Source organism: Mesorhizobium sp. 01N446 (genome assembly GCF_056399285.1).
Map to the genome: position 1 here is coordinate 445,147 of NZ_JBFTRA010000005.1, position 17,377 is coordinate 462,523.

Below are 17,377 nucleotides of genomic sequence, written 5' to 3' on the forward strand. Positions count from 1 at the left end.
GAGATCACGCCGCCGCGATATGGGCGACGAGATTGTCGAAGCTGCCGAACAATGCGTTCGATCCGATGAGGCGCGGCGCATCGTTGCGGACGACCGCAAGCGAAGGCACGCCGTTGGCATGCAAGCGCTGGAACAGCGCTCGGCCACGACCGACCAACTCGCGGTGAGCCGTCAGCACGGTTTCGCTCGGCTTCTTCAGCATTGCGGCGGCACCCGCCATGCCGGCGTCTGCGAGCACGGCGGCCACGCCTTCGACAGTCACGATATCGCGGCCGTCGACATAGCGCGCACGCTGGATCGCTTTAAGCGCGGTGAGCCTGCAGCTGGGGTCTTGCAGACCGGCGGCGCTGATGCCGAGGGCGGCGGCATGCGAGTCGAGCAGGGTGCCGCGAACATTGAGGACATTGTTTCGGTAAGCCTGCGTGAACGTCTGCCCGGTCAGACGCTCGATGCGCTGGTCGTTCGCCCAGGCGTGGGCGGCAAAGCCTTCATCCATCGGCCGCGCACCGGTGCCGGAGAACAGGCCGGTCGGCAGCAGCTCGATGCGCACGCCGCTGGCCGACAGCCTGTCCAGCATCGGCGTGGCGCCATAGCACCAGCCGCAGAGCGGATCAAAAAGGTAAGTCACGTCTGAATTGCTCACGATCGCCACCATTGTTGGTACGTGCTGTCGGCTGAAAGGCCACCAAATCTCTTGGCCGTATGTGGCAAGCGGAGGTCTTGCGATAAATAGTGCCCAATAATACAAACTGTCTGATCAAATCAGACAAAAGCAATTACCTTGGCCGACCTTCTCAACCTCAACCGGCTCGTCTACTTCACCACCGTGATGGAAACCGGCTCGTTCACATCAGCAGCAGACCGGCTTGGCGTCGCCAAAGCCGTGGTCAGCCATCAGGTCGGCAGGCTTGAAGAGGAGCTGGGCGCGACGCTGCTGCAGCGCACGACGCGGCGCGTCACCCCGACCGAGGAGGGCCGGCTCTTTTATGATCGCGCGATGATCATCCTGCGCGAGGCGGAATCGGCCTATGGCGAGATCTCGCGCGCTGCGACCGAGCCGAGCGGAACGCTGAAGCTGACCGCGCCGCTCGACTACGGCACCAGGGTGGTGGCCCCGGTCATGGCGGCATATCTGAAGGCCTATCCGCAGATGCGCGTCGAAGCGATCTTCGACGACGCGGTGAGCGATCTGGTCGACGAGCAGATCGATCTCGGCATCCGTGTCGGCTGGCTTACCGATTCCTCCAACCAGGCGCGGCGCCTCGGCACGATTCGGCAGATCGTCGTTGCCAGTCCGGCTCTCGCGGCAAGCCTGCCCGCGGATGCGAACCCGAACCAGGCGCGAGCGCTGCCCTGGGTCGGCAATACCCAATTGCGCGGCGTCGGCCAATGGCTGTTTTCCAGGGACGGCGAGACGGTGTTGACCGAACTCAATCCCGTCGTCGTCTGTGACAAAAGCCCGGCCGCCTACGCGTGCGTGCTCGCCGGTATCGGCCTGGGCATATTCCCCGACTACGCGGTCGATGAGGATATCGCCGCAGGTCGGCTTGTGCGGATATTCGACAAGTGGACCTTGCCGACCGGTGGTATCCACGCGGTGTTCCCGCCAGCCCGCTTCCGGCCCGCCAAGGTGCGCGCCTTCGTCGAATTGCTCGCGGCGGCCGAGAGAAAGCGGACGCGTGGCAACACCAGGGGATGAAGCCGATCCCCCTCAGGCTCGGACGCAATTATGCCGGCTGCAGCCGAGCCAGCTTGGCCGCAATGCCGTCCAGGATCAGTTCGAGGCCCGCTGCAAAGCTTTGATCCTGGATCGCGTCTCCATCGCCTTCGCGGCTTTCCTCGAACAATGCGGAGGTCCGCGGATAGGCTCCGGAGCCGGTGATCGAAGCGGCATAGGCAGCCTGGTCCGCTCGCCACTGCTCGGCGGACAGCCCTGAAGTGCCGATAGCTATGTCGTCGGCGATCTCGGACGCGACGAAGCCGCGCACATAGGAGATCAGCGTGTCGATAAGGACGAGGCGTTCCCGCGCCGACAGGCCATGCTCCTCCAACAGGCCAAGCGTTGCCTCAAGTCGCTTCAACCGGTTGGGTCCAAGCGTTGGCCGTCCGGCCAACGCCGTCACCATCCAGCGATGAGCCAGGAAGGTTTGCCGCGTGGCCAAGCCGATGACGCTGAAGTCGGCGCGCCAATCGCCGGAAGCGCTAAAGGTTCCCGGCCCCAGCGCGCCATCGACCATCAGGTTCAACAGATCATCCTTGCGCGCGAAATAACGATAGAGGGAGCTGGTGCCGCTGCCGATCGCCGTCGCGATGCGGCGCATGGAGACGGCGTCGAGCCCCTCACGGTCGGCAATCTCGATGGCTATCCGGGCGATCGCCTCGCGGTCATGCGAGGGCTCGGGCCCGCGCGCGCCGCGCGACGGCCGCATCCAGATCACTGACGGGGCCTTGTCACCTGAAGCCATGCGCCTACCTATTGCGAACACCGTTCGCATATTCTACAGAAACAATACTGCGAACATCGTATCCGCGTTTCACAGGCCGGCCAACTCATTGGCTGGCCCTGTGCGGATGATTGTTCGTGGACCAGGAGCGCTGCCCATGAATACCGCAACCGCGAAAGCTTACACGACCGGCTCCGTGACATCGCGCGATGGCACCACCATCGGCTATCGGCAGATCGGCCGTGGCCCGGGTCTGATCCTGCTGCATGGCGCCATGCAGGCCGCGCAGAGTTTCCTGCGGCTCGCGACGGCGCTTTCAAACAGCCTCACTGTCTATGTCCCCGATCGGCGCGGGCGTGGCATGAGCGGACCATTTGGCTACCAACACGGAATGGAGAAGGAGCTCCAGGATCTTCAGGCGCTCGTGGTTGGCACCGGCGCGCAAGACGTCTTCGGCCTGAGCTCCGGCGCCCTGATCGCGCTCCAGGCAACGCTCTTACTGCCCTCCCTGCGCAAGGTGGCGCTTTACGAACCGCCATTGGCGATCGCCGGCGTAACGTCACCCATGGCCTGGGCGCCGCGCTACGAAAGGGAACTGGCGCTGGGCGATCTGGCGGCTGCCATGGTTTCCTGCATGGAGGGGACCGGTGATATCTCGACAATCAAGGTGCCGCGTTTCATCTTGGTCCTGTTGATGCGGCTGGCGATCCGGACCAGCGCGAGCGACGGGAAAATCGGAAACGTCCCGCTGGACATCCTCATCCGCTCCGTTCACTTCGATATTCGCCTGGCAGCGGAAATCGCCGACACCGTCGAGACCTTCAAAGCGGCACACACGGAAATCCTTCTGCTCGGAGGTGATCGAAGCGCCGCCTATCTGGCTCCAGCACTGGACGCGCTGGCCGGCGTTCTGCCCAACGCCAAGCGCATCGAACTCCCTGGCCTTGGTCATCTGGCGGCGGACGATGTCGGCCAGCCCGAGCGAGTCGCCGACATTTTGCGACCGTTCTTCTCGCAGCGCTGATCAGAAGGGTGAGACAAACATTGCTGCGCAAAAAGCGCAGCAAAAGCCGAGTAGCCGCTTCAATTCGTCAGTCAGCAATGACTTACATTAAGTGGCTTTGCGTTTTTGTCCTGCGGGGGCTTCGGCTCCTTGCGGGCGCCTGCGCCGGAGCAAATCGCCGAGCATTGTGATCTGGATACAAAAACGGCCCGCTGGCTTGAGCCTAGCGGGCCGTTGAATGTTGGTTGCGGGGACCCGCAACCCCTTTTGTCATAACATCGACGGGCTGTTCATTTGGGTCAGGTTTGGCGAGTTGGAGGATGCCGAACAACTCGCCGCGCAGCTCCGCATGGACCTCGCCGCGCTTGCCGCCGGGCGTGAGCACGATCTCGCCTATCAATGAGCGCAACGCCTCGGCGGCTTGGCGTCCGTCCTCGTGGTCAGCAAGCGCTTGCGTGAAGTGATCGACCCGCTTCTTATAAAGAGTGGCGATGTTGGGAGGCAGGTCGGGCACGTCAGTGGGCGCCACTGCCAGACGCGCGGTGATCTCCGCCTTCTGCCTCTCCAGGTCTTCCATTCTCGCTTTCATCGAAGGTTGGTAAAGGCCATCCTCGATTGCGGCCATGATGCCGGCGATGGCGCGCTCGATCTTGTCGAGCGCCTTGCGATCCTGTTCACCTTGCGCGCGACGCTCCTGATTGAGGCGGTTGGTCTCCTGGGCATAGGCTCTGATCGCCTCGGGCACGGCATCGGCCGAGACCAGCCTTTCCTTCAGGCCTGCGAGGACTCGCTGCTCGATCTTCTCTCGGGTGATGGTGCGACCATTGTCGCAGATGCCCCGGCGCTGGTGGTTGAGACAGGCATAGCGGTCGCGTGTGAACAGCCCGTAGCGCCCGCCGCAGCAGCCGCACGTGAGCAAACCGGAGAGGAGGGAGACCGGTCGCTTCATGGTGTGCAGCTTCCTGGCCCGGGCCTTGCGCGTGGCGATCGCCATCGCCTCGAACTGGCCGGCGATGGCTTTCTGTCTCTCCTTCACGGCCTGCCACAATTCGTTCTCGACGATTCCTGAGATGCGGCACCTCGGTGCGGATCCATTTGGCTGGCGGATTGGCGCGCGATACGCGCTTGCCGGTGGCGCGATCCTTGACGAAGTGCAGGCGGTTCCAAACCAGCACACCGGTATAGAGCTCATTGTTGATGACGCCGGTACCCCGGATGACATGCCCGCGCACGCTGGTATCGCCCCAGTGTCGGCCGAGCGGACCAGGAACGCCCTCCTTGTTAAGGTCGACGGCGATCGCCTTCGGGCTCTTGCCGGCAGCGAATTCGCGGAAGATACGGTGCACGATGGTCGCTTCGTCCGACACGATCTCGCGATCGCCACGGACGGGCTCGCCTTCAGCATCGAGTTTCTTCACCACGTGGTAGCCGTAGCACAGCCCGCCTCCGGCCTTACCCTTCTCTACCCTCCCCCGCAGGCCGCGATGGGTCTTGAGCGCAAGGTCCTTGAGGAACAGAGCATTCATCGTACCCTTGAGGCCGACATGCAGTTCGCTGATCTCGCCCTCGGCCAAAGTGACGATCGCAACGCCGGCGAATTTGAGATGCTTGAAGAGGGTGGCGACATCGGCCTGGTCGCGGCTGATGCGATCGAGCGCCTCGGCCAGCACCACTTCGAAGCGACCGCGCTGGGCATCGCGCACCAATTGCTGGATGCCCGGCCGCAGAACTGTGCTGGCACCGGAGATCGCCGCATCCTCATAGGTTCCCGCCACTCCCCAGTCCTCGCGCGCCGCCTGCTCGCGGCACAGCCTCAACTGGTCATCGATGGAGGCATCACGCTGGCTGTCGGAAGAATAGCGGGCATAGAGTGCGACAAGGGTCATGGCGGAAGATCCTCTCTCCTGTTCCCAGGGGGGTTGCCATCCGACTCCCTGCCCTCTCCCTCTCGGCGGCCCGGCCGATTGTGGTTGGCTGCCTGCATCGCCTCGAATGTCTCCTGCGCCAGCCGCCGGCCTATCAGTCGGGCGATATCCAGAACGACCCGATCCAGCTTGGCCGCCGCCACGCTCTCAGAGCGACCCTCGGGGCTGGCGAGGTCGCCGTTGTCGTTCGCCGGAACCAAAGCCTGTCGGCCAGTCCTGGTTTCCTCAGCCATCGCGGTCGCTCTCCCAATGGTGGATCGACCCGCAATCAGAGTCCTTCGGCCGGCGAAGGAAAGCACCAAGTTCATGTCGTAGGGCCACAGCGTGCAATGACTTGCGCCGTGCAGTTTCGTCCTAATCGTCAAGGTCGGGCTGCAGGCGACAAATGGTGAGGCGGGCGCGTCAGAACCGGTACGTCGCTACGGTGCTCCGCCACGCCTTCTTCTTCTAGCGAAGCGACAAGCTTGATTGCGGACTCCCAATGCTTGGCGACATCGTTCCGCGTCCTTTCMCGGCTCCGGCGACCAACCGGCAAGTCTCCCGCGATCGCCTTAGGTCACGCAGTAGGGAAGCTATGTGCGGCCACGGGAAGTCGGTAGGGTCACCGATATCCCGATCAGCGCCGACGATCATTTCCAACTTGGCGATGACGCCGATGAGCGACGTTGCCGCGATGTCAGGGATAGAATCTTGAAGCTTGAGGGCTTCGGTCATAGCAAAGACCTCAGCTTCGCAAGCTATCAGATGCTCAGCGTCTAAGCGTGTGGTAGGCACCAATATTTGCGAACCTGCGGTCAATACCTGAATTCCGGGATTGACCAATGTTCGCATCTCCAACCGCTGTTGGACCCGACACAACAGCAATGAGGCATATCGAGCTCGTTGCCACTCGCTCCATAGGCTCAAAGCGGGATCTATGGCTTGGGAGACCGGACTGGGAGGCTCATCGCGTTGCCGACCGATGACGAAAGGCAAAGTCGTGGTATTGTCGGAATCAGCCATGATGCGAGCTCCAAACAGCTTGGGTTGAATGGCGCCGCAATCAGCCGGATCTACCCACAAGGTCGGAGGCTTTCCGACGACTTGTCGAGGCTGGGTTAGGCTCCAAGATAGTGGGCGACCCAACGTAAGGCTTAGCATTCGAGCGGAAGGTGGCAATTGGATTAGCGGCGCGTCGGATTGCGTAATATTGTCGAGAAGTGGTCGCCGCTCCGGTCAGCGCCAATATGTTGACGACACCGCTCATCAGCGCGATGCCGGCAAAGGCACGCCGAAAGGAACCAAGAACCGCCGCGAGGGTCGTTCGCGGCGGCTCTGACGGACGGGACCGCGGCATCGTCTTAAAATGATTTCCAGTTCAGGCATCAGGCGGCGATGAACTGGAAATCGTCCTGATGAAGATTTGCCAGCGCAACATTCTTCAGGGTCAGCGTATTGCCGCCATGGGTGATCACCGTGTCGGCGCCGACCTGGGTGGCGGCGGCGAGAACCGAGGCGAAGTCGGCGAAGACGTCGTTGCCGAACTGGATGACGTCGTCCGACGCGGCTCCAGCGGCGAAGTCCGTGATGGTGTCGAGGCCAAACCCGGCTTTGAAGATGAAGGTGTCGTTGTCGGCACCACCGGTCAATGTGTCAGCTCCAGCCCCGCCAATCAAAACATCGTTGCCTGCAGCACCTTGCAGCGTGTCGTTCCCACCGAAGCCCGACAATCTTTCACTGTTTGCCGTTCCAACCAGCGAGTCGTTGCCGTTTGTCCCGTATTGGCCGAGATGGCTGTTTATCGCGGCCCTATCCCAAAGGGACCCATCTTTGAATTGGATGGTGGCAATGCCATATTCGCGACCGTCTCGGCTTTCTCCCCAATATTGATATGTGCTCGTCACGCTGTCGGTGCTGAGTATTGAGATGGTCAACCTGCCGCCGGATCGCATCAGCCCAATTTCGGAAGCATCGATGTCCGTCAGGACCAGTTTATCGGTACGGTCGTAGCCGCTTCCCGTCTGGGTCAAGGTGTCATTGCCGTCACCCTTGGCGAACATGAAGGTATGTTCGCCATTGCCGCAAGCGCTGCAGTCAGCTGCCTGCAATGCGTCTCATACGGTCCAGGCGCGCTTGTCACGCTGGCTGCTGCGTGCCCGCGATCTATCCGGAAGCGACACCCTGTCATTTACACAGGCGTTTCTGGCTCAGATGCTGGGCACTCAACGCAACAGCGTGTCGATCGTTGCGAATACACTCCAGCAGGCCGGCCTCATCCGATATCACCGGGGCCACATCGAAATCACCAATGCAGAGGGTCTGTTGGAAAGCTCCTGCGAGTGCTATGGGACCGTCAAGGCATACTACGACAAACTCCTGCGCGGCCCCTAAGCTCGGAGCGCCCTCTCAAGCTCTCGAGTGATGCTGCGCAGAGGCGGAATCCACCGCCGTTGTTGCCGCTGAAGCACCAATCCCTCCAGACGGCATCCTGCTATTTTGCCTACGTGCTCCATCCACCCGTTGCGCTCGTTGGAGCCTCTTGTATTCCGCATCCAGCAAACGGGAAATCTGCCCACGCTTGGGTGGATCAAGTTGGGCAGCCATCAGCCTTCGCCAGTAATAGGCGATGTTCGCCTTATGGATCAAAACCGCCTTCGACTGTGCCATGGATGCTGACACTGCTCTCAACGAGGGTCGGAAACGTAAGGGAAGATCTGGCGCCGCTCCAGTTCCTGCGCGACTTCCTCGGGAAGGCAATAGCAGTTGCAGTGGACCGCATGCCTCAAATGCCAGGACAGGCCTTCGTTGGAAGTCGGCTCGCGTGGCGCCAGGTTTTCGCTATGCCACTGGATGTTGACCGACCTGGCAAACCTAAAATGCAACGGCTCGTGCAACATTAAAGGCCTCCTTTTTTGAGGAAGCCTATCTTCGCACGCATCGATCCGGGTTGATCTGAGTCAAGCGTGTCCATGGTTGCGCGATTTATCGTCGACGCGTTGAACGATTGCTGCTTGGTCGGCGATGACGAAGATGACCCTTTCTAAGAGCTTAATTGCTGTCGATTTGACCTACCAATGTCCGGCCTGCCAATTCCCCCTTGTCAAGCGCGGGAGTTGGTTCCGCGTTGTGTCCAAATATCGATGCGAAGGTTGCGGGCGCATGATCCGGATTGGCTACCCTGAAAAGCTCAAGCTGTTCGAAAAGCACACCCACTTGCTCGGTGCCTTCACGGGCCTGGCCTGTCCGAATGAGCACAAGCCTGCGAGTTGAGTTACTACCGCCGAATTTGATGGATTGTCAGCCTTGCGAGCCGGAACCTATATCCGAAGACTCTGTCCATTCCTCGCCCGGCAACTCCAGAGACCTGCGCTTGAGTATCGACGTGCGTCGCCAATTGGCGAGCCGCCAAAAGGGGGAGCGGCTTTAATCCAGCCGCCCCTGAACGCCCTCAACAATCACGCGATCAAAATACGGTCTTCGACCAGATGAACCCCAGGGGCGGCCCACGCGGCCCTTACCGTCGCGCTCCGCTCGGCCCAAGTATGCACCTTGCCGTCGAGCCTGACCTTGCCGTCGGACACGCTGACATTTATTGCCTTCGCCTCGACTTCGGCATTGCGTTTCAGTGCATCTTCGATGCGCCTTTTGACATCAGACACTGACGCGTGGGGCTTCACCTCGATGTTGTTGTAGACACCGAGTACGCCCGCCAGATATTGGATGGCATTGGCAGCACCGGCCTTCTGATATTGCCAGTCGACCTTTCCAGTCAGGGTTACCCAGCCATTCTGGACCTTGACCTGAACGGCCCCCTCGGGAATGACCGTGTTCCAGGAGATGGTGTGGAGAGCACGCTTGGCTATCTCCTCGTCTGAGGTCACATCTGAACCGTAAGGTCGCACTTCGATTTCCTGCGCAAGGCCCTTCACACCCTTGACGGAAAGTGCCGCCTTTTCCGCGGTGGCCTTCTGGGCGAAGGTCGCAACATGACCGGTTAGCGTGACAACGCCGTTGTCGACGGCGACGCCGATATTGGCCGCGTCGATGCTGGGCTCAAATTCCAATTCATCGATGATGTTTTGCCGTAAGATATTGTCGTTCATTGTCGCACCTTTCTAGAACGCCCCTCGTCCCAGACTGCCTGAATGAGCTGGTTGTGGCCTTGATAAGGATCAAACACTGACCTGCTCGCCCGAAGATCGAAGCTTGTTGGACACGCATGACCGGCCCAGCTGCCAAAGCCCGAACCCGACGCATGCTGTAGCCGTGTGCCAGGGTGACCTTCGACCTTGGCATGGGCTAGAGGGCGCTTCGGACGACGCATCAGCGTCATAGCGCAACAGGCGCAAAAGCGGCAATTTGGCAATGCGTTCACAACCCGCACCGTTGCGTTGACCGTGACGTGCATATGGATCATCGGCTCCATATGATCTTGGCTTTCTGGCGTGGCGTCGCTGGGGGAAGCGACCTACGATGACCCAGTATGATCGGCGCGACGGCGTTCCACTTGCCGGAATGCCAAGTTCCGCCTTCACTGCCGGATCGTTGAGCCACGCACGCGAAAGACCGATCCAGCATGTCCCGAGACCCTTTGCATGTGCTGCGAGCATGAAATTCTCCCCGGCCAGACAGCAGTCCTCGAATGACTGGCTCTCACCATCAGCAGCGCAGATGATTACGAGTGCGGCCGCGCCGTGAAAAATCTCGAAAGCCGGATCGGCTGCATGCATTGCCAACGGGGATCCGGCGGGCAGGTGCAGTTGCACATGGTGCTTGGCTTCCACCGAAAGCCTGCGCAGACGCTCGGCTCCGAGCACGACGACGAAGCCCCATGGCTGACGGTTGATGGCGCTCGGAGCCAAGATGGCCGCACCGATCAAATCTTCCACTACGGTTTCATCCACAGGGTCGTCCGTGAATTCACGCACGGCGCGGCGAGTGCGCAACGCTTCCATAAGTTCCATGACATGCTCCAAAGCCGACTTGCCGCCACTCTAGGAGCCGACACAGGTCGCGCTTTGATGCATCTCAAAGCTTTAGCTTCTGCACGCCCTATGCTGGCAAAGAAACTGAACGGCAAGAAGAGCCGCGGATTGCGAAACAAACTGCGACATCTGCCCCGGAAGGGGTGCAAGGCCATCGACCGCTTATCGATCCCGGATTTGATCGCTCCGGTTTTGCACTCCAACACGCCTCTGCGAGACGCGCGATGTGTTGGCGCTTCCACAGTGCATGATGGTCGACACTGCGGATGCGCCGGTCACACCGAATAGGAAAGCCATCACGATGGGCCACTCCGAGTTTGGTAAATCGAAACGCAGGCTGCGGGCCATTTCCTTCCCCGCACCGCCCCACCCGCTGCAGCGGCGGCTGCCGTTGCCCGGGCAGACCCGCAAAACGCCGGCAGACGACCCCGGCGCGGCTGGCCGGATTGAGGCCATACTGGCCAGCCCCAGTTATCGATTGCCAGTCGAAGATCCCGCGTTTCTCGAAAATGATGATACGCGTGGGCCGCGACTCGAGATTGACTACCTCAAGCCAGAGATGCTGCTGCGTCAGCACCGCATTCGCGGAACGATTGTTGTCTTCGGCAGTACGCGCATCTGCGAACCAGTTGCGGCCCGGCGCAACCTTCGAGCTCTTCGGAGGACGGAGTTGGTGCAACCGCCCGCTGACGTGACCTTGCGTCTCAGGGCGGCCGAACGAATCGTATCCAAGGCCCGCTACTACGATGTAGCACGTCAATTTGGCAGATTGGTCAGCGGCGCCAATCACGATCAGCGGGATAACCAAATCGTCATCATGACCGGTTCAGGCCCCGGGATCATGGAGGCTGCCAACCGCGGCGCTTTCGATCTATCCATGCCTTCGGTAGGGCTCAACATCAGCTTGCCGAATGAGCAATACCCTAATCCGTATGTCAGCCCGGAACTTTGTTTTCAGGTGCACTATTTTGCCATCCGCAAACTTCATTTCCTGCTGCGCGCGAAGGCCCTTGTCGCGTTCCCAGGTGGGTTCGGAACGCTGGACGAGCTGTTCGAAACCCTGACCCTTGTTCAGACCCGCAAGATCAAGCCAATTCCAATCGTCCTGGTCGGCAAAGAGTTTTGGCGCCGCGCGATCGATATGGACTTCCTGGTGGAGGAAGGCGTTATCGATCCGGAGGATCGCGACCTCTTCTGGTTCGCCGAAACGGCGGAGGAAATATGGGAGGGTATACTGAATTGGCATGCCGCGGCTGGAGAGGCGCTCTATCCTGCCCCGAGAGCAGCCCATGAACCCTGACATCCCTATCTTGAGCCCAAGGTAGAATTGGCGCACTCCCTGCGCGTCCGCCACGTAGATCACGGCCTCCGTCGAGCCGTGCCATGATGGCGCCGTGTGACCGCCGGTAGTGGGCCTGTTCAGGCCAAAAGCGGACCACAGCAAAGTCGAGAGGTCCCCTCTTCGATCGGCTTGTCTCAAAAACTGAGCGCCGAATGTGAATGGGATGAGGATCAGAGGCCGTATTTCCAGAGCATCGCCGATCCCTACCGCAGGCGCTTGGATTGATGCGTATCAAAGCCGGGTGAGTTCGTCCCTGTTAGCCAAGACTCATCATAGTTCGGAGGCGGTCATGGCTCACAAGCAGGTATTGTTTCGATCAGCAGCGCGCGAAAAGATTCTTCGTGGCGCAACACAGCTCGCCGACGCGGTACGCGTAACACTCGGGCCGCGCTCGAAATCGGTTCTTATCGAAAAGAAATGGGGCGCTCCCACGGTCTGCAACGACGGCGTGACCATCGCCAAGGAATTCGACCTGAAGGATCCCGAGGAGAACCTTGGGGCGCGGATGCTCAGGCAGGCGGCCGAGAAAACCGGGGACATGGTCGGTGACGGCACCAGCACGTCGACCATTCTGGCCCATGCGATGTTCGCCGACGGGGTGCGCAACGTCGTCGCCGGCGCCAGCGCGATCGACATAAAGCGGGGTCTTGACCGCGCCACCAAGCGGGCAATCGAAACGCTCAAGCAGATATCTCGGCCTGTCTCGACCCGTCGCGAGAAAGAACAGGTGGCAACGATCTCCGCGCACAACGATCCTCTCATCGGTCATCAATCCACGCAGTCGCTTGCTGAGACCGCTCAATCCTGTTTCCTCGCCATGCGTCAAGAACACCTGGTGCTTCACCGGAGTTCGAGCCTTGATCCAGACGACCAGTTCGCTGGCGTCCGCGTGGCCGGAATAGAGGTCGAAGTGGCTGATATGTGCCTTGACCTCGACTTCCTCGCCCTGGATGCGCACACGTTGCGCACCATCGAGCAGAATCCTGCCGAGCGACCCTTGAGCCTGGTAACCGGCCATCATGACGGTCGCGTTCCGGCGCCAGAGATTGGCTTTGAGGTGATGGCGAATACGCCCTGCGTCGCACATGCCGCTGGCGGCGATCACGACGAAGAACCCTGTCAGGCGATTGATCGTCTTGCTCTGCTCCACAGTCTCGGTGAAGCGCAGCTCCTTGGATTTAAGGGCCTGACGCAGCACGTTGCCCTGTTCGATCTCGTCGGCGTGCCGTTCGAAAATAGCACTGGCGCGTGTCGCCAGCGGTGAGTCGACGAAGAGCGGAGCTGACGGCACCTCCCCCGCTTGCATCAGCAAATACAGATCGACCAACAGTTCTTGCGTCCTCTCGACAGCGAAGGACGGAATGATGAGCGGGCCGCCGGCACCGGCGGCGCCTCGTACGATATCACCGAGCTGGGATCGCCGCAGTTCGGGCGAAACGTCCGGGCGGTCGCGGTCGCCATAGGTCGATTCGCAGATCAGATAGTCGACGCCCGCGGGTCCCTCGGGATCGGTCTGAAGCAGCTTGTGGCCTGGGCCGATGTCCCCCGAAAACATGATGCGTAGCGGCCCGTCGCGTCGATCGATCTCAAGCTCCACCGATGCCGAACCAAGCAGGTGGCCCGCGTTCCAGAAGCGGGCGCGAAGGCCATCGGCGATGGCGGTCCATGCGCCGTATTCCAAAGCCCTGAACAAGGTCATGCAGGCGGCGGCATCCTGCTGGCTGTAGATCGGCTCGACGGGCGGGCGCCCGCGCTGTGCATTGCGCCGGTTCAGGTGCTCGACCTCCATTTCCTGGATGTGCGCCGAGTCCGGCAGCATGACCGAGCAGAGATCAATGGTGGCGCGGGTCGTATGGATCGGACCAGAAAAGCCGTGTTTGACCAGTTTCGGCAAAAGGCCGCCGTGATCGATATGCGCATGCGTCAGAATGACGGCGTCGATCGCGTCCGGTGGAAACGGGAATGCCCCGTAGTTCAATTCCCTCTCGGACTTCGACCCCTGGAACAGGCCACAGTCGATGAGGATGCGAGAATGCGCGGTTTCGATCTCATAGCAGGAGCCGGTGACGCCATGGGCCGCGCCGTGGAAGCGCAGGATAGGATCCGCTTCGCCTCTCATTGCGCCACCACCTAGTGCGACAGCAGGACAGGCAGGCGCAAATCCGTGAGAATGCCGTCGGTGGCTCCGCCAAGCACGAAGTCCCTGACGCGGGAGTGGCCGTAGCCACCCATGACCAGCAGCTTGCCGCCGATCCCGAGAGCGTGTTCCTGCAAGGCAGCCCCGATTGAACGATCTCCTGCCTGGATGGAGACGGCCGCGGCCACGAGACCACGCGCCCTTAAACCCAGCGCAAGGCGTTCACCTATACCGTGTCCGGGAAGCGGCTTTTCGTCCGTGACGGTCACGACCGTGACCGTCGAAGCTCGCTCCAGGAACGGTCGCGCATCGGCAACAGCCCGTGCCGCCACCCGGCTGCCATCCCAGGCGATGACCACATGGTCCAGCACACCAACCTCGGTGGAATCCGGAAAAATCAGCGTCGGGCGACCCGACCCGAACACGACCGCTTCGGCCGTCATTCGTGCCGTCTCGTTCTCCGATGCCCACCCGATCAGGCAGATGTCGAAATATCGGCAGTGCTCGGCCGCGGTGTTTCCCATCAAGGCCGGCGGCGCGGCAAGTTCCTGCGTGGTGAGGGTCACCCCAGCCCGCATTGCTTCTTGCGCAATCGCCTCCAGCAGATCCTTGCCAAGCTTGCGACTGGTCGCTTCGGCCTCCTGTATCTTGTAGGGAAGGTCCAGCAGGTATTTTGAGAGCGCGTTCGAAACGTCGGGAATGTCGACATTGATGGCGACGGCATGAAGCGCCGCGTCGATATGCTTGACGAGCGCGACCGCGTTCGCTGCGACTTTCGAGGAATTCGCGTCTGGATAGGTGGCCTGGGATAGGGATGCGATCACTTTCATCAGACTCACCTCCATTGCCGCAAAAGCCGAATGACCATCCTTCGCAACATTTTTGTACTCGCAGTGGACAAGGCGAGCTTTGATCCAACGCAAATACGGCAGCGCTCAAGATGCACCGATAGTCCCGGCACAGTTGTTGCTCCGATTGCCGGCGTGACCCGTCCGTTGCCAATTGACCGCATGAACGTCAGGGCGAATCGAGTCGCTTCACAGGTTGACGGTTTCTTCGCCGAGCGCGATGCGCTGCCGCCGGGCGCAAACGATCAACAAGGCAATCGCCACCGTGTGCGTCGACCCGGCGCGACGTTGCCAGAGCGGCGGGCACCCGATCGGCTGATACCAGTCGCATGGTGAGTGCCTTCGAGCACCATGTTCTGAGTCGACGCGAGCGAGACTATGAAGCGAAAATGGTGCCGGTCTTCCCGGGTTCGTTCGGCGAAAGCCGAGCCATCGGCATCCTCCCTCCCCGGTGCAAACAACCTCGCTTTCTCCCCGTCACGGGTCACGCCCTCACGCCGCAGATAGGTGAGGTGTGTGGCGAGTGGCGTCGCCCGCATGGAATGACGGACGGCGCGTGCCTTTACGACGGCGCCGCGGGACCGCGACGTGATGATTGGCCAGGATGCTGGCGCGCTGACCGTGGCCAAACCGGGAGCGATTGCCCGCGACAACCCGTCCCGAGCGCGAGATGCCATCGCCAGCTTTTTCGCAATGAAGGGCCGGGCCTGTTGGGCGCGGGTCGAGCTAATGCGGCCAGGCCGGATGCGACACTCGCGCTCATCGGCATGGTGCTGTTCCGCAATGTGGAAAAGCGGACGCAAATACAAGGCCTTCGGCATCTGGCGCACATTGCGCAGAATGGCCGCAACGTGCAGTACGCGCCGAAAAATCCTAAAAAAACAACCAACCGACCGCCGCGCAATGTGCGCCCTTTTATCTTGCCGTCTTAATCGGTCGTACTTTGAGTCGGCTTGCCATCCATCGTCGTTCCTTCTCTAGTATACGATATTACACCATTCTATGCTATAAACACGATTCTGTGCTCTTGCGTTGAGTTCTGATGCACCGCGCTGTCTTCCGCGCTCTGCGACGGCGTAGTTGCGCTGCTTATTTGCAGCACTGGAACCGTCGTGGCGCGCTTTTCCATCGGACTGACGGAGCATCATCACAGGATAATGCGGCGCGGTCCGGCCGTCTCGCGATCGGCGGGGCCGCATGCATGTTAACATGCGTGCCGTCGTTCCTGGTCTGCATCGATCCTCATCCGCCGGAGCGGATCTCTTGTGTCAGGTGGCGCCCGCCGGCGTGCCGGCACCCTGCGTTTCAACTTCCGTTGCACCGTTCATCGACGCGCTCCCGGCAGCCTGCGATTCTTGCCACGGGCGCGGCGCGCGGCGTCCGCCTGGCTTGCCGCCGGATCGCCGACATAGAACGTGCCGTCGGTTCAGATCGCGTGCATGATCACCGCCTGCTTGCGCGCCACGGCGACACAGGCCTTGCGGCGGCAGGAGCATTTTGTGATCGCCTGGCCTCAGCTCTTGACCTTGTCGGAGCCCTTGGAGCGCGCCATCAGCCCCGAAGCCGCCTCGTAAGTGAGCGTCGCACATCAGCATCGCCGGCCTTCGATATGCGACCCTGAACGTCGATCGAGGTGCCCGACTGCCAGCGCCGCGACGTCTGGCCGAAGTAGGCCGGGATGTCGGAAGCGCGAAGATCGTCGAGCGCCGTCATGAACGAAGGTGCCGTCACCGGCCGGACGCCGGGGATTGCCATGAAGCGCTGGCAGAGTTCGCTACGTGCCCCATTTTGATGACGAGATCGTGCAGCCGGCAATACTATCTGGACCTTGGCCCAATAGCCTCGAGGTGGCTTGGGGACCTGCAGGCGCCTGCAAAGCTTGCTGAGTGCCACATCGGAGATGCCGAGTTCCTTTGCGATCTCGCTGTTCGGCTTTTCCCATACCAGCGCGAAGAGTTCCTCGCGGGAGAATTCTCGTCGTGTCATGTATGTGCCTCCTGAGGTCGTCCCATATGTCACTCATTGGTATCGCTTTCAAAAAAGCGATGGAGCGACCGTGCTATTGAGCGAGCAGGAGGACGGTGGAGAGAAACGACAAGTTCGCCGGCTTAGCTAAAGAAGTCTCCGTGCATTCGTTGCGGCCGGCGGCTATCGGTCTCCAAACGACCGAAGATCACGTGCCAACGAAAAGCTTGCTGGTAAATCTCTCGAAACCTAGCGAGGGAAGGCAATTGGTGTTGATGGACTTTGCTGTTTAGGGTCCGGCTGATCATCAACGACGGCGATTGCGTGCCCTTCTAAAGCAAAAAACCGTCCCGGTTAGACTGAGACGGTTATTGATTTATGATGAAAGTGGTTGCGGGGACAGGATTTGAACCTGTGACCTTCAGGTTATGAGCCTGACGAGCTACCGGGCTGCTCCACCCCGCGTCACCTCTCGGCAAGCGCTTGCTTGCCGAACTAAGCAAGCATTTGCTTGCTGAACCAGGCAAGCGCCTGCTTGCCGAACCAGGCAAGCGCCTGCTTGCCGAACCAGGCAAGCGCCTGCTTGCCGAACTAGGCAAACGTTTGCTTGCTTTGGACGTAAGCGCACGCCTATGACGACGCTAGCCTACAAATCGGTAGATGGCTCACCAAATGAAAGGGCCGCTTACGCGGCCCGTGGTCCCTTGGCGGGCCTTGTCGTAGAGAGAAGATTTCACTGACATCCGCTT

The 17,377-nt window shown here is 60.8% G+C and carries 15 protein-coding genes, 1 tRNA gene and 6 pseudogenes; 8 read left to right on the plus strand and 14 right to left on the minus strand.

Translation table 11 applies throughout. The annotated features are described in order from the left end of the window. Nucleotides 1-4: 4 nt before the first annotated feature. Nucleotides 5-643, minus strand: a complete 639-nt coding sequence (locus tag AC1DPX_RS21525) for a DsbA family protein (RefSeq protein WP_202359295.1) — start codon at nt 641-643, stop codon at nt 5-7. Nucleotides 644-781: 138 nt separating this feature from the next. Between AC1DPX_RS21525 and AC1DPX_RS21530 the strand changes: the two genes are divergently transcribed. Beyond that, nucleotides 782-1,699: a LysR substrate-binding domain-containing protein gene (locus tag AC1DPX_RS21530; RefSeq protein ID WP_477239409.1), complete on the plus strand. Its 918-nt coding sequence runs from the start codon at nt 782-784 to the stop codon at nt 1,697-1,699. Nucleotides 1,700-1,727: 28 nt separating this feature from the next. Here the strand turns inward: AC1DPX_RS21530 and AC1DPX_RS21535 are convergent, their stop codons facing one another. Continuing rightward, nucleotides 1,728-2,465, minus strand: a complete 738-nt coding sequence (locus AC1DPX_RS21535) for a TetR/AcrR family transcriptional regulator (RefSeq protein ID WP_477239411.1) — start codon at nt 2,463-2,465, stop codon at nt 1,728-1,730. A gap of 136 nt (nt 2,466-2,601) precedes the next feature. Here AC1DPX_RS21535 and AC1DPX_RS21540 point away from each other — a divergent pair, with 136 nt between their 5' ends. Further along, nucleotides 2,602-3,468, plus strand: coding sequence for an alpha/beta fold hydrolase (locus AC1DPX_RS21540; RefSeq protein ID WP_477239413.1), 867 nt, complete (start codon nt 2,602-2,604; stop codon nt 3,466-3,468). Between the two features lie 202 nt (nt 3,469-3,670). Here the strand turns inward: AC1DPX_RS21540 and AC1DPX_RS21545 are convergent, their stop codons facing one another. The 5 genes and pseudogenes from AC1DPX_RS21545 to AC1DPX_RS21565 form a co-directional block, all read right to left on the minus strand. After that, a complete protein-coding gene (locus AC1DPX_RS21545) occupies nt 3,671-4,192 on the minus strand; it encodes a hypothetical protein (protein WP_477239443.1) in 522 nt (173 codons plus the stop codon). An 87-nt stretch (nt 4,193-4,279) separates the two neighbouring features. Beyond that, a pseudogene (locus tag AC1DPX_RS21550) lies at nt 4,280-4,669 on the minus strand (recombinase zinc ribbon domain-containing protein); the annotation flags it as partial. Beyond that, nucleotides 4,575-5,333: pseudogene (locus AC1DPX_RS21555) on the minus strand (recombinase family protein); the annotation flags it as partial. The pseudogenes AC1DPX_RS21555 and AC1DPX_RS21550, both read right to left, overlap by 95 nt. Then, entirely contained in the window at nt 5,330-5,605 is a 276-nt protein-coding gene (locus AC1DPX_RS21560) for a hypothetical protein (protein WP_477239445.1), read from the minus strand. The gene AC1DPX_RS21560 and the pseudogene AC1DPX_RS21555, both read right to left, overlap by 4 nt. A gap of 1,131 nt (nt 5,606-6,736) precedes the next feature. After that, complete coding sequence (locus tag AC1DPX_RS21565) at nt 6,737-7,459, minus strand: calcium-binding protein (RefSeq protein WP_477239415.1); 723 nt, start codon at nt 7,457-7,459, stop codon at nt 6,737-6,739. On the opposite strand from AC1DPX_RS21565, the gene AC1DPX_RS21570 reads away from it, so the two are divergent. Next, nucleotides 7,410-7,742, plus strand: a complete 333-nt coding sequence (locus tag AC1DPX_RS21570; RefSeq protein ID WP_477239417.1) for a Crp/Fnr family transcriptional regulator — start codon at nt 7,410-7,412, stop codon at nt 7,740-7,742. The genes AC1DPX_RS21565 and AC1DPX_RS21570 overlap by 50 nt on opposite strands. Nucleotides 7,743-8,381: 639 nt before the next feature. After that, entirely contained in the window at nt 8,382-8,621 is a 240-nt protein-coding gene (locus AC1DPX_RS21575) for a hypothetical protein (protein ID WP_477239419.1), read from the plus strand. Nucleotides 8,622-8,806: 185 nt separating this feature from the next. On the opposite strand, the gene AC1DPX_RS21580 is transcribed toward AC1DPX_RS21575, so the two are convergent. Together AC1DPX_RS21580 and AC1DPX_RS21585 are read right to left on the minus strand one after the other, a co-directional pair. Then, nucleotides 8,807-9,454: a BON domain-containing protein gene (locus tag AC1DPX_RS21580; protein ID WP_477239421.1), complete on the minus strand. Its 648-nt coding sequence runs from the start codon at nt 9,452-9,454 to the stop codon at nt 8,807-8,809. Between the two features lie 69 nt (nt 9,455-9,523). After that, nucleotides 9,524-10,315, minus strand: coding sequence for a nitroreductase family protein (locus AC1DPX_RS21585; RefSeq protein WP_477239423.1), 792 nt, complete (start codon nt 10,313-10,315; stop codon nt 9,524-9,526). 268 nt (nt 10,316-10,583) lie between these two features. Between AC1DPX_RS21585 and AC1DPX_RS21590 the strand changes: the two genes are divergently transcribed. Together AC1DPX_RS21590 and AC1DPX_RS21595 are read left to right on the plus strand one after the other, a co-directional pair. After that, nucleotides 10,584-11,636: an LOG family protein gene (locus AC1DPX_RS21590; protein WP_477239425.1), complete on the plus strand. Its 1,053-nt coding sequence runs from the start codon at nt 10,584-10,586 to the stop codon at nt 11,634-11,636. A 331-nt stretch (nt 11,637-11,967) separates the two neighbouring features. Beyond that, nucleotides 11,968-12,450: pseudogene (locus AC1DPX_RS21595) on the plus strand (TCP-1/cpn60 chaperonin family protein); the annotation flags it as partial. Here AC1DPX_RS21595 and AC1DPX_RS21600 read toward each other — a convergent pair. Both AC1DPX_RS21600 and AC1DPX_RS21605 read right to left on the minus strand, forming a co-directional pair. Then, a pseudogene (locus tag AC1DPX_RS21600) lies at nt 12,424-13,797 on the minus strand (MBL fold metallo-hydrolase); the annotation flags it as partial. The pseudogenes AC1DPX_RS21595 and AC1DPX_RS21600 overlap by 27 nt on opposite strands. An 11-nt stretch (nt 13,798-13,808) precedes the next feature. Then, on the minus strand, nt 13,809-14,645 hold the full coding sequence (locus AC1DPX_RS21605; RefSeq protein ID WP_477239427.1) for a universal stress protein: 837 nt from the start codon (nt 14,643-14,645) through the stop codon (nt 13,809-13,811). Between the two features lie 30 nt (nt 14,646-14,675). Between AC1DPX_RS21605 and AC1DPX_RS21610 the strand changes: the two genes are divergently transcribed. After that, nucleotides 14,676-14,999, plus strand: coding sequence for a hypothetical protein (locus AC1DPX_RS21610; protein ID WP_477239447.1), 324 nt, complete (start codon nt 14,676-14,678; stop codon nt 14,997-14,999). A gap of 35 nt (nt 15,000-15,034) precedes the next feature. Here the strand turns inward: AC1DPX_RS21610 and AC1DPX_RS21615 are convergent. The 3 genes and pseudogenes from AC1DPX_RS21615 to AC1DPX_RS21625 form a co-directional block, all read right to left on the minus strand. Then, a pseudogene (locus AC1DPX_RS21615) lies at nt 15,035-15,484 on the minus strand (hypothetical protein); the annotation flags it as partial. A 503-nt stretch (nt 15,485-15,987) separates the two neighbouring features. Further along, a pseudogene (locus AC1DPX_RS21620) lies at nt 15,988-16,480 on the minus strand (transposase); the annotation flags it as partial. A 536-nt stretch (nt 16,481-17,016) separates the two neighbouring features. Then, nucleotides 17,017-17,093, minus strand: a tRNA-Met gene (locus tag AC1DPX_RS21625). Between the two features lie 18 nt (nt 17,094-17,111). On the opposite strand from AC1DPX_RS21625, the gene AC1DPX_RS21630 reads away from it, so the two are divergent. Further along, nucleotides 17,112-17,264, plus strand: a complete 153-nt coding sequence (locus tag AC1DPX_RS21630) for a hypothetical protein (RefSeq protein ID WP_477239429.1) — start codon at nt 17,112-17,114, stop codon at nt 17,262-17,264. Nucleotides 17,265-17,377: the final 113 nt, after the last annotated feature.

Coding starts and splice junctions, on each gene's coding strand:
- AC1DPX_RS21535 (WP_477239411.1), bottom strand. CDS start 2,465: ATGGCTTCAGGTGACAAGGCCCCGTCAGTGATCTGGATGCGGCCGTCG.
- AC1DPX_RS21540 (WP_477239413.1), top strand. CDS start 2,602: ATGAATACCGCAACCGCGAAAGCTTACACGACCGGCTCCGTGACATCG.
- AC1DPX_RS21560 (WP_477239445.1), bottom strand. CDS start 5,605: ATGGCTGAGGAAACCAGGACTGGCCGACAGGCTTTGGTTCCGGCGAAC.
- AC1DPX_RS21570 (WP_477239417.1), top strand. CDS start 7,410: ATGAAGGTATGTTCGCCATTGCCGCAAGCGCTGCAGTCAGCTGCCTGC.
- AC1DPX_RS21575 (WP_477239419.1), top strand. CDS start 8,382: ATGACCCTTTCTAAGAGCTTAATTGCTGTCGATTTGACCTACCAATGT.
- AC1DPX_RS21580 (WP_477239421.1), bottom strand. CDS start 9,454: ATGAACGACAATATCTTACGGCAAAACATCATCGATGAATTGGAATTT.
- AC1DPX_RS21585 (WP_477239423.1), bottom strand. CDS start 10,315: ATGGAACTTATGGAAGCGTTGCGCACTCGCCGCGCCGTGCGTGAATTC.
- AC1DPX_RS21590 (WP_477239425.1), top strand. CDS start 10,584: ATGATGGTCGACACTGCGGATGCGCCGGTCACACCGAATAGGAAAGCC.
- AC1DPX_RS21605 (WP_477239427.1), bottom strand. CDS start 14,645: ATGAAAGTGATCGCATCCCTATCCCAGGCCACCTATCCAGACGCGAAT.
- AC1DPX_RS21610 (WP_477239447.1), top strand. CDS start 14,676: ATGACCATCCTTCGCAACATTTTTGTACTCGCAGTGGACAAGGCGAGC.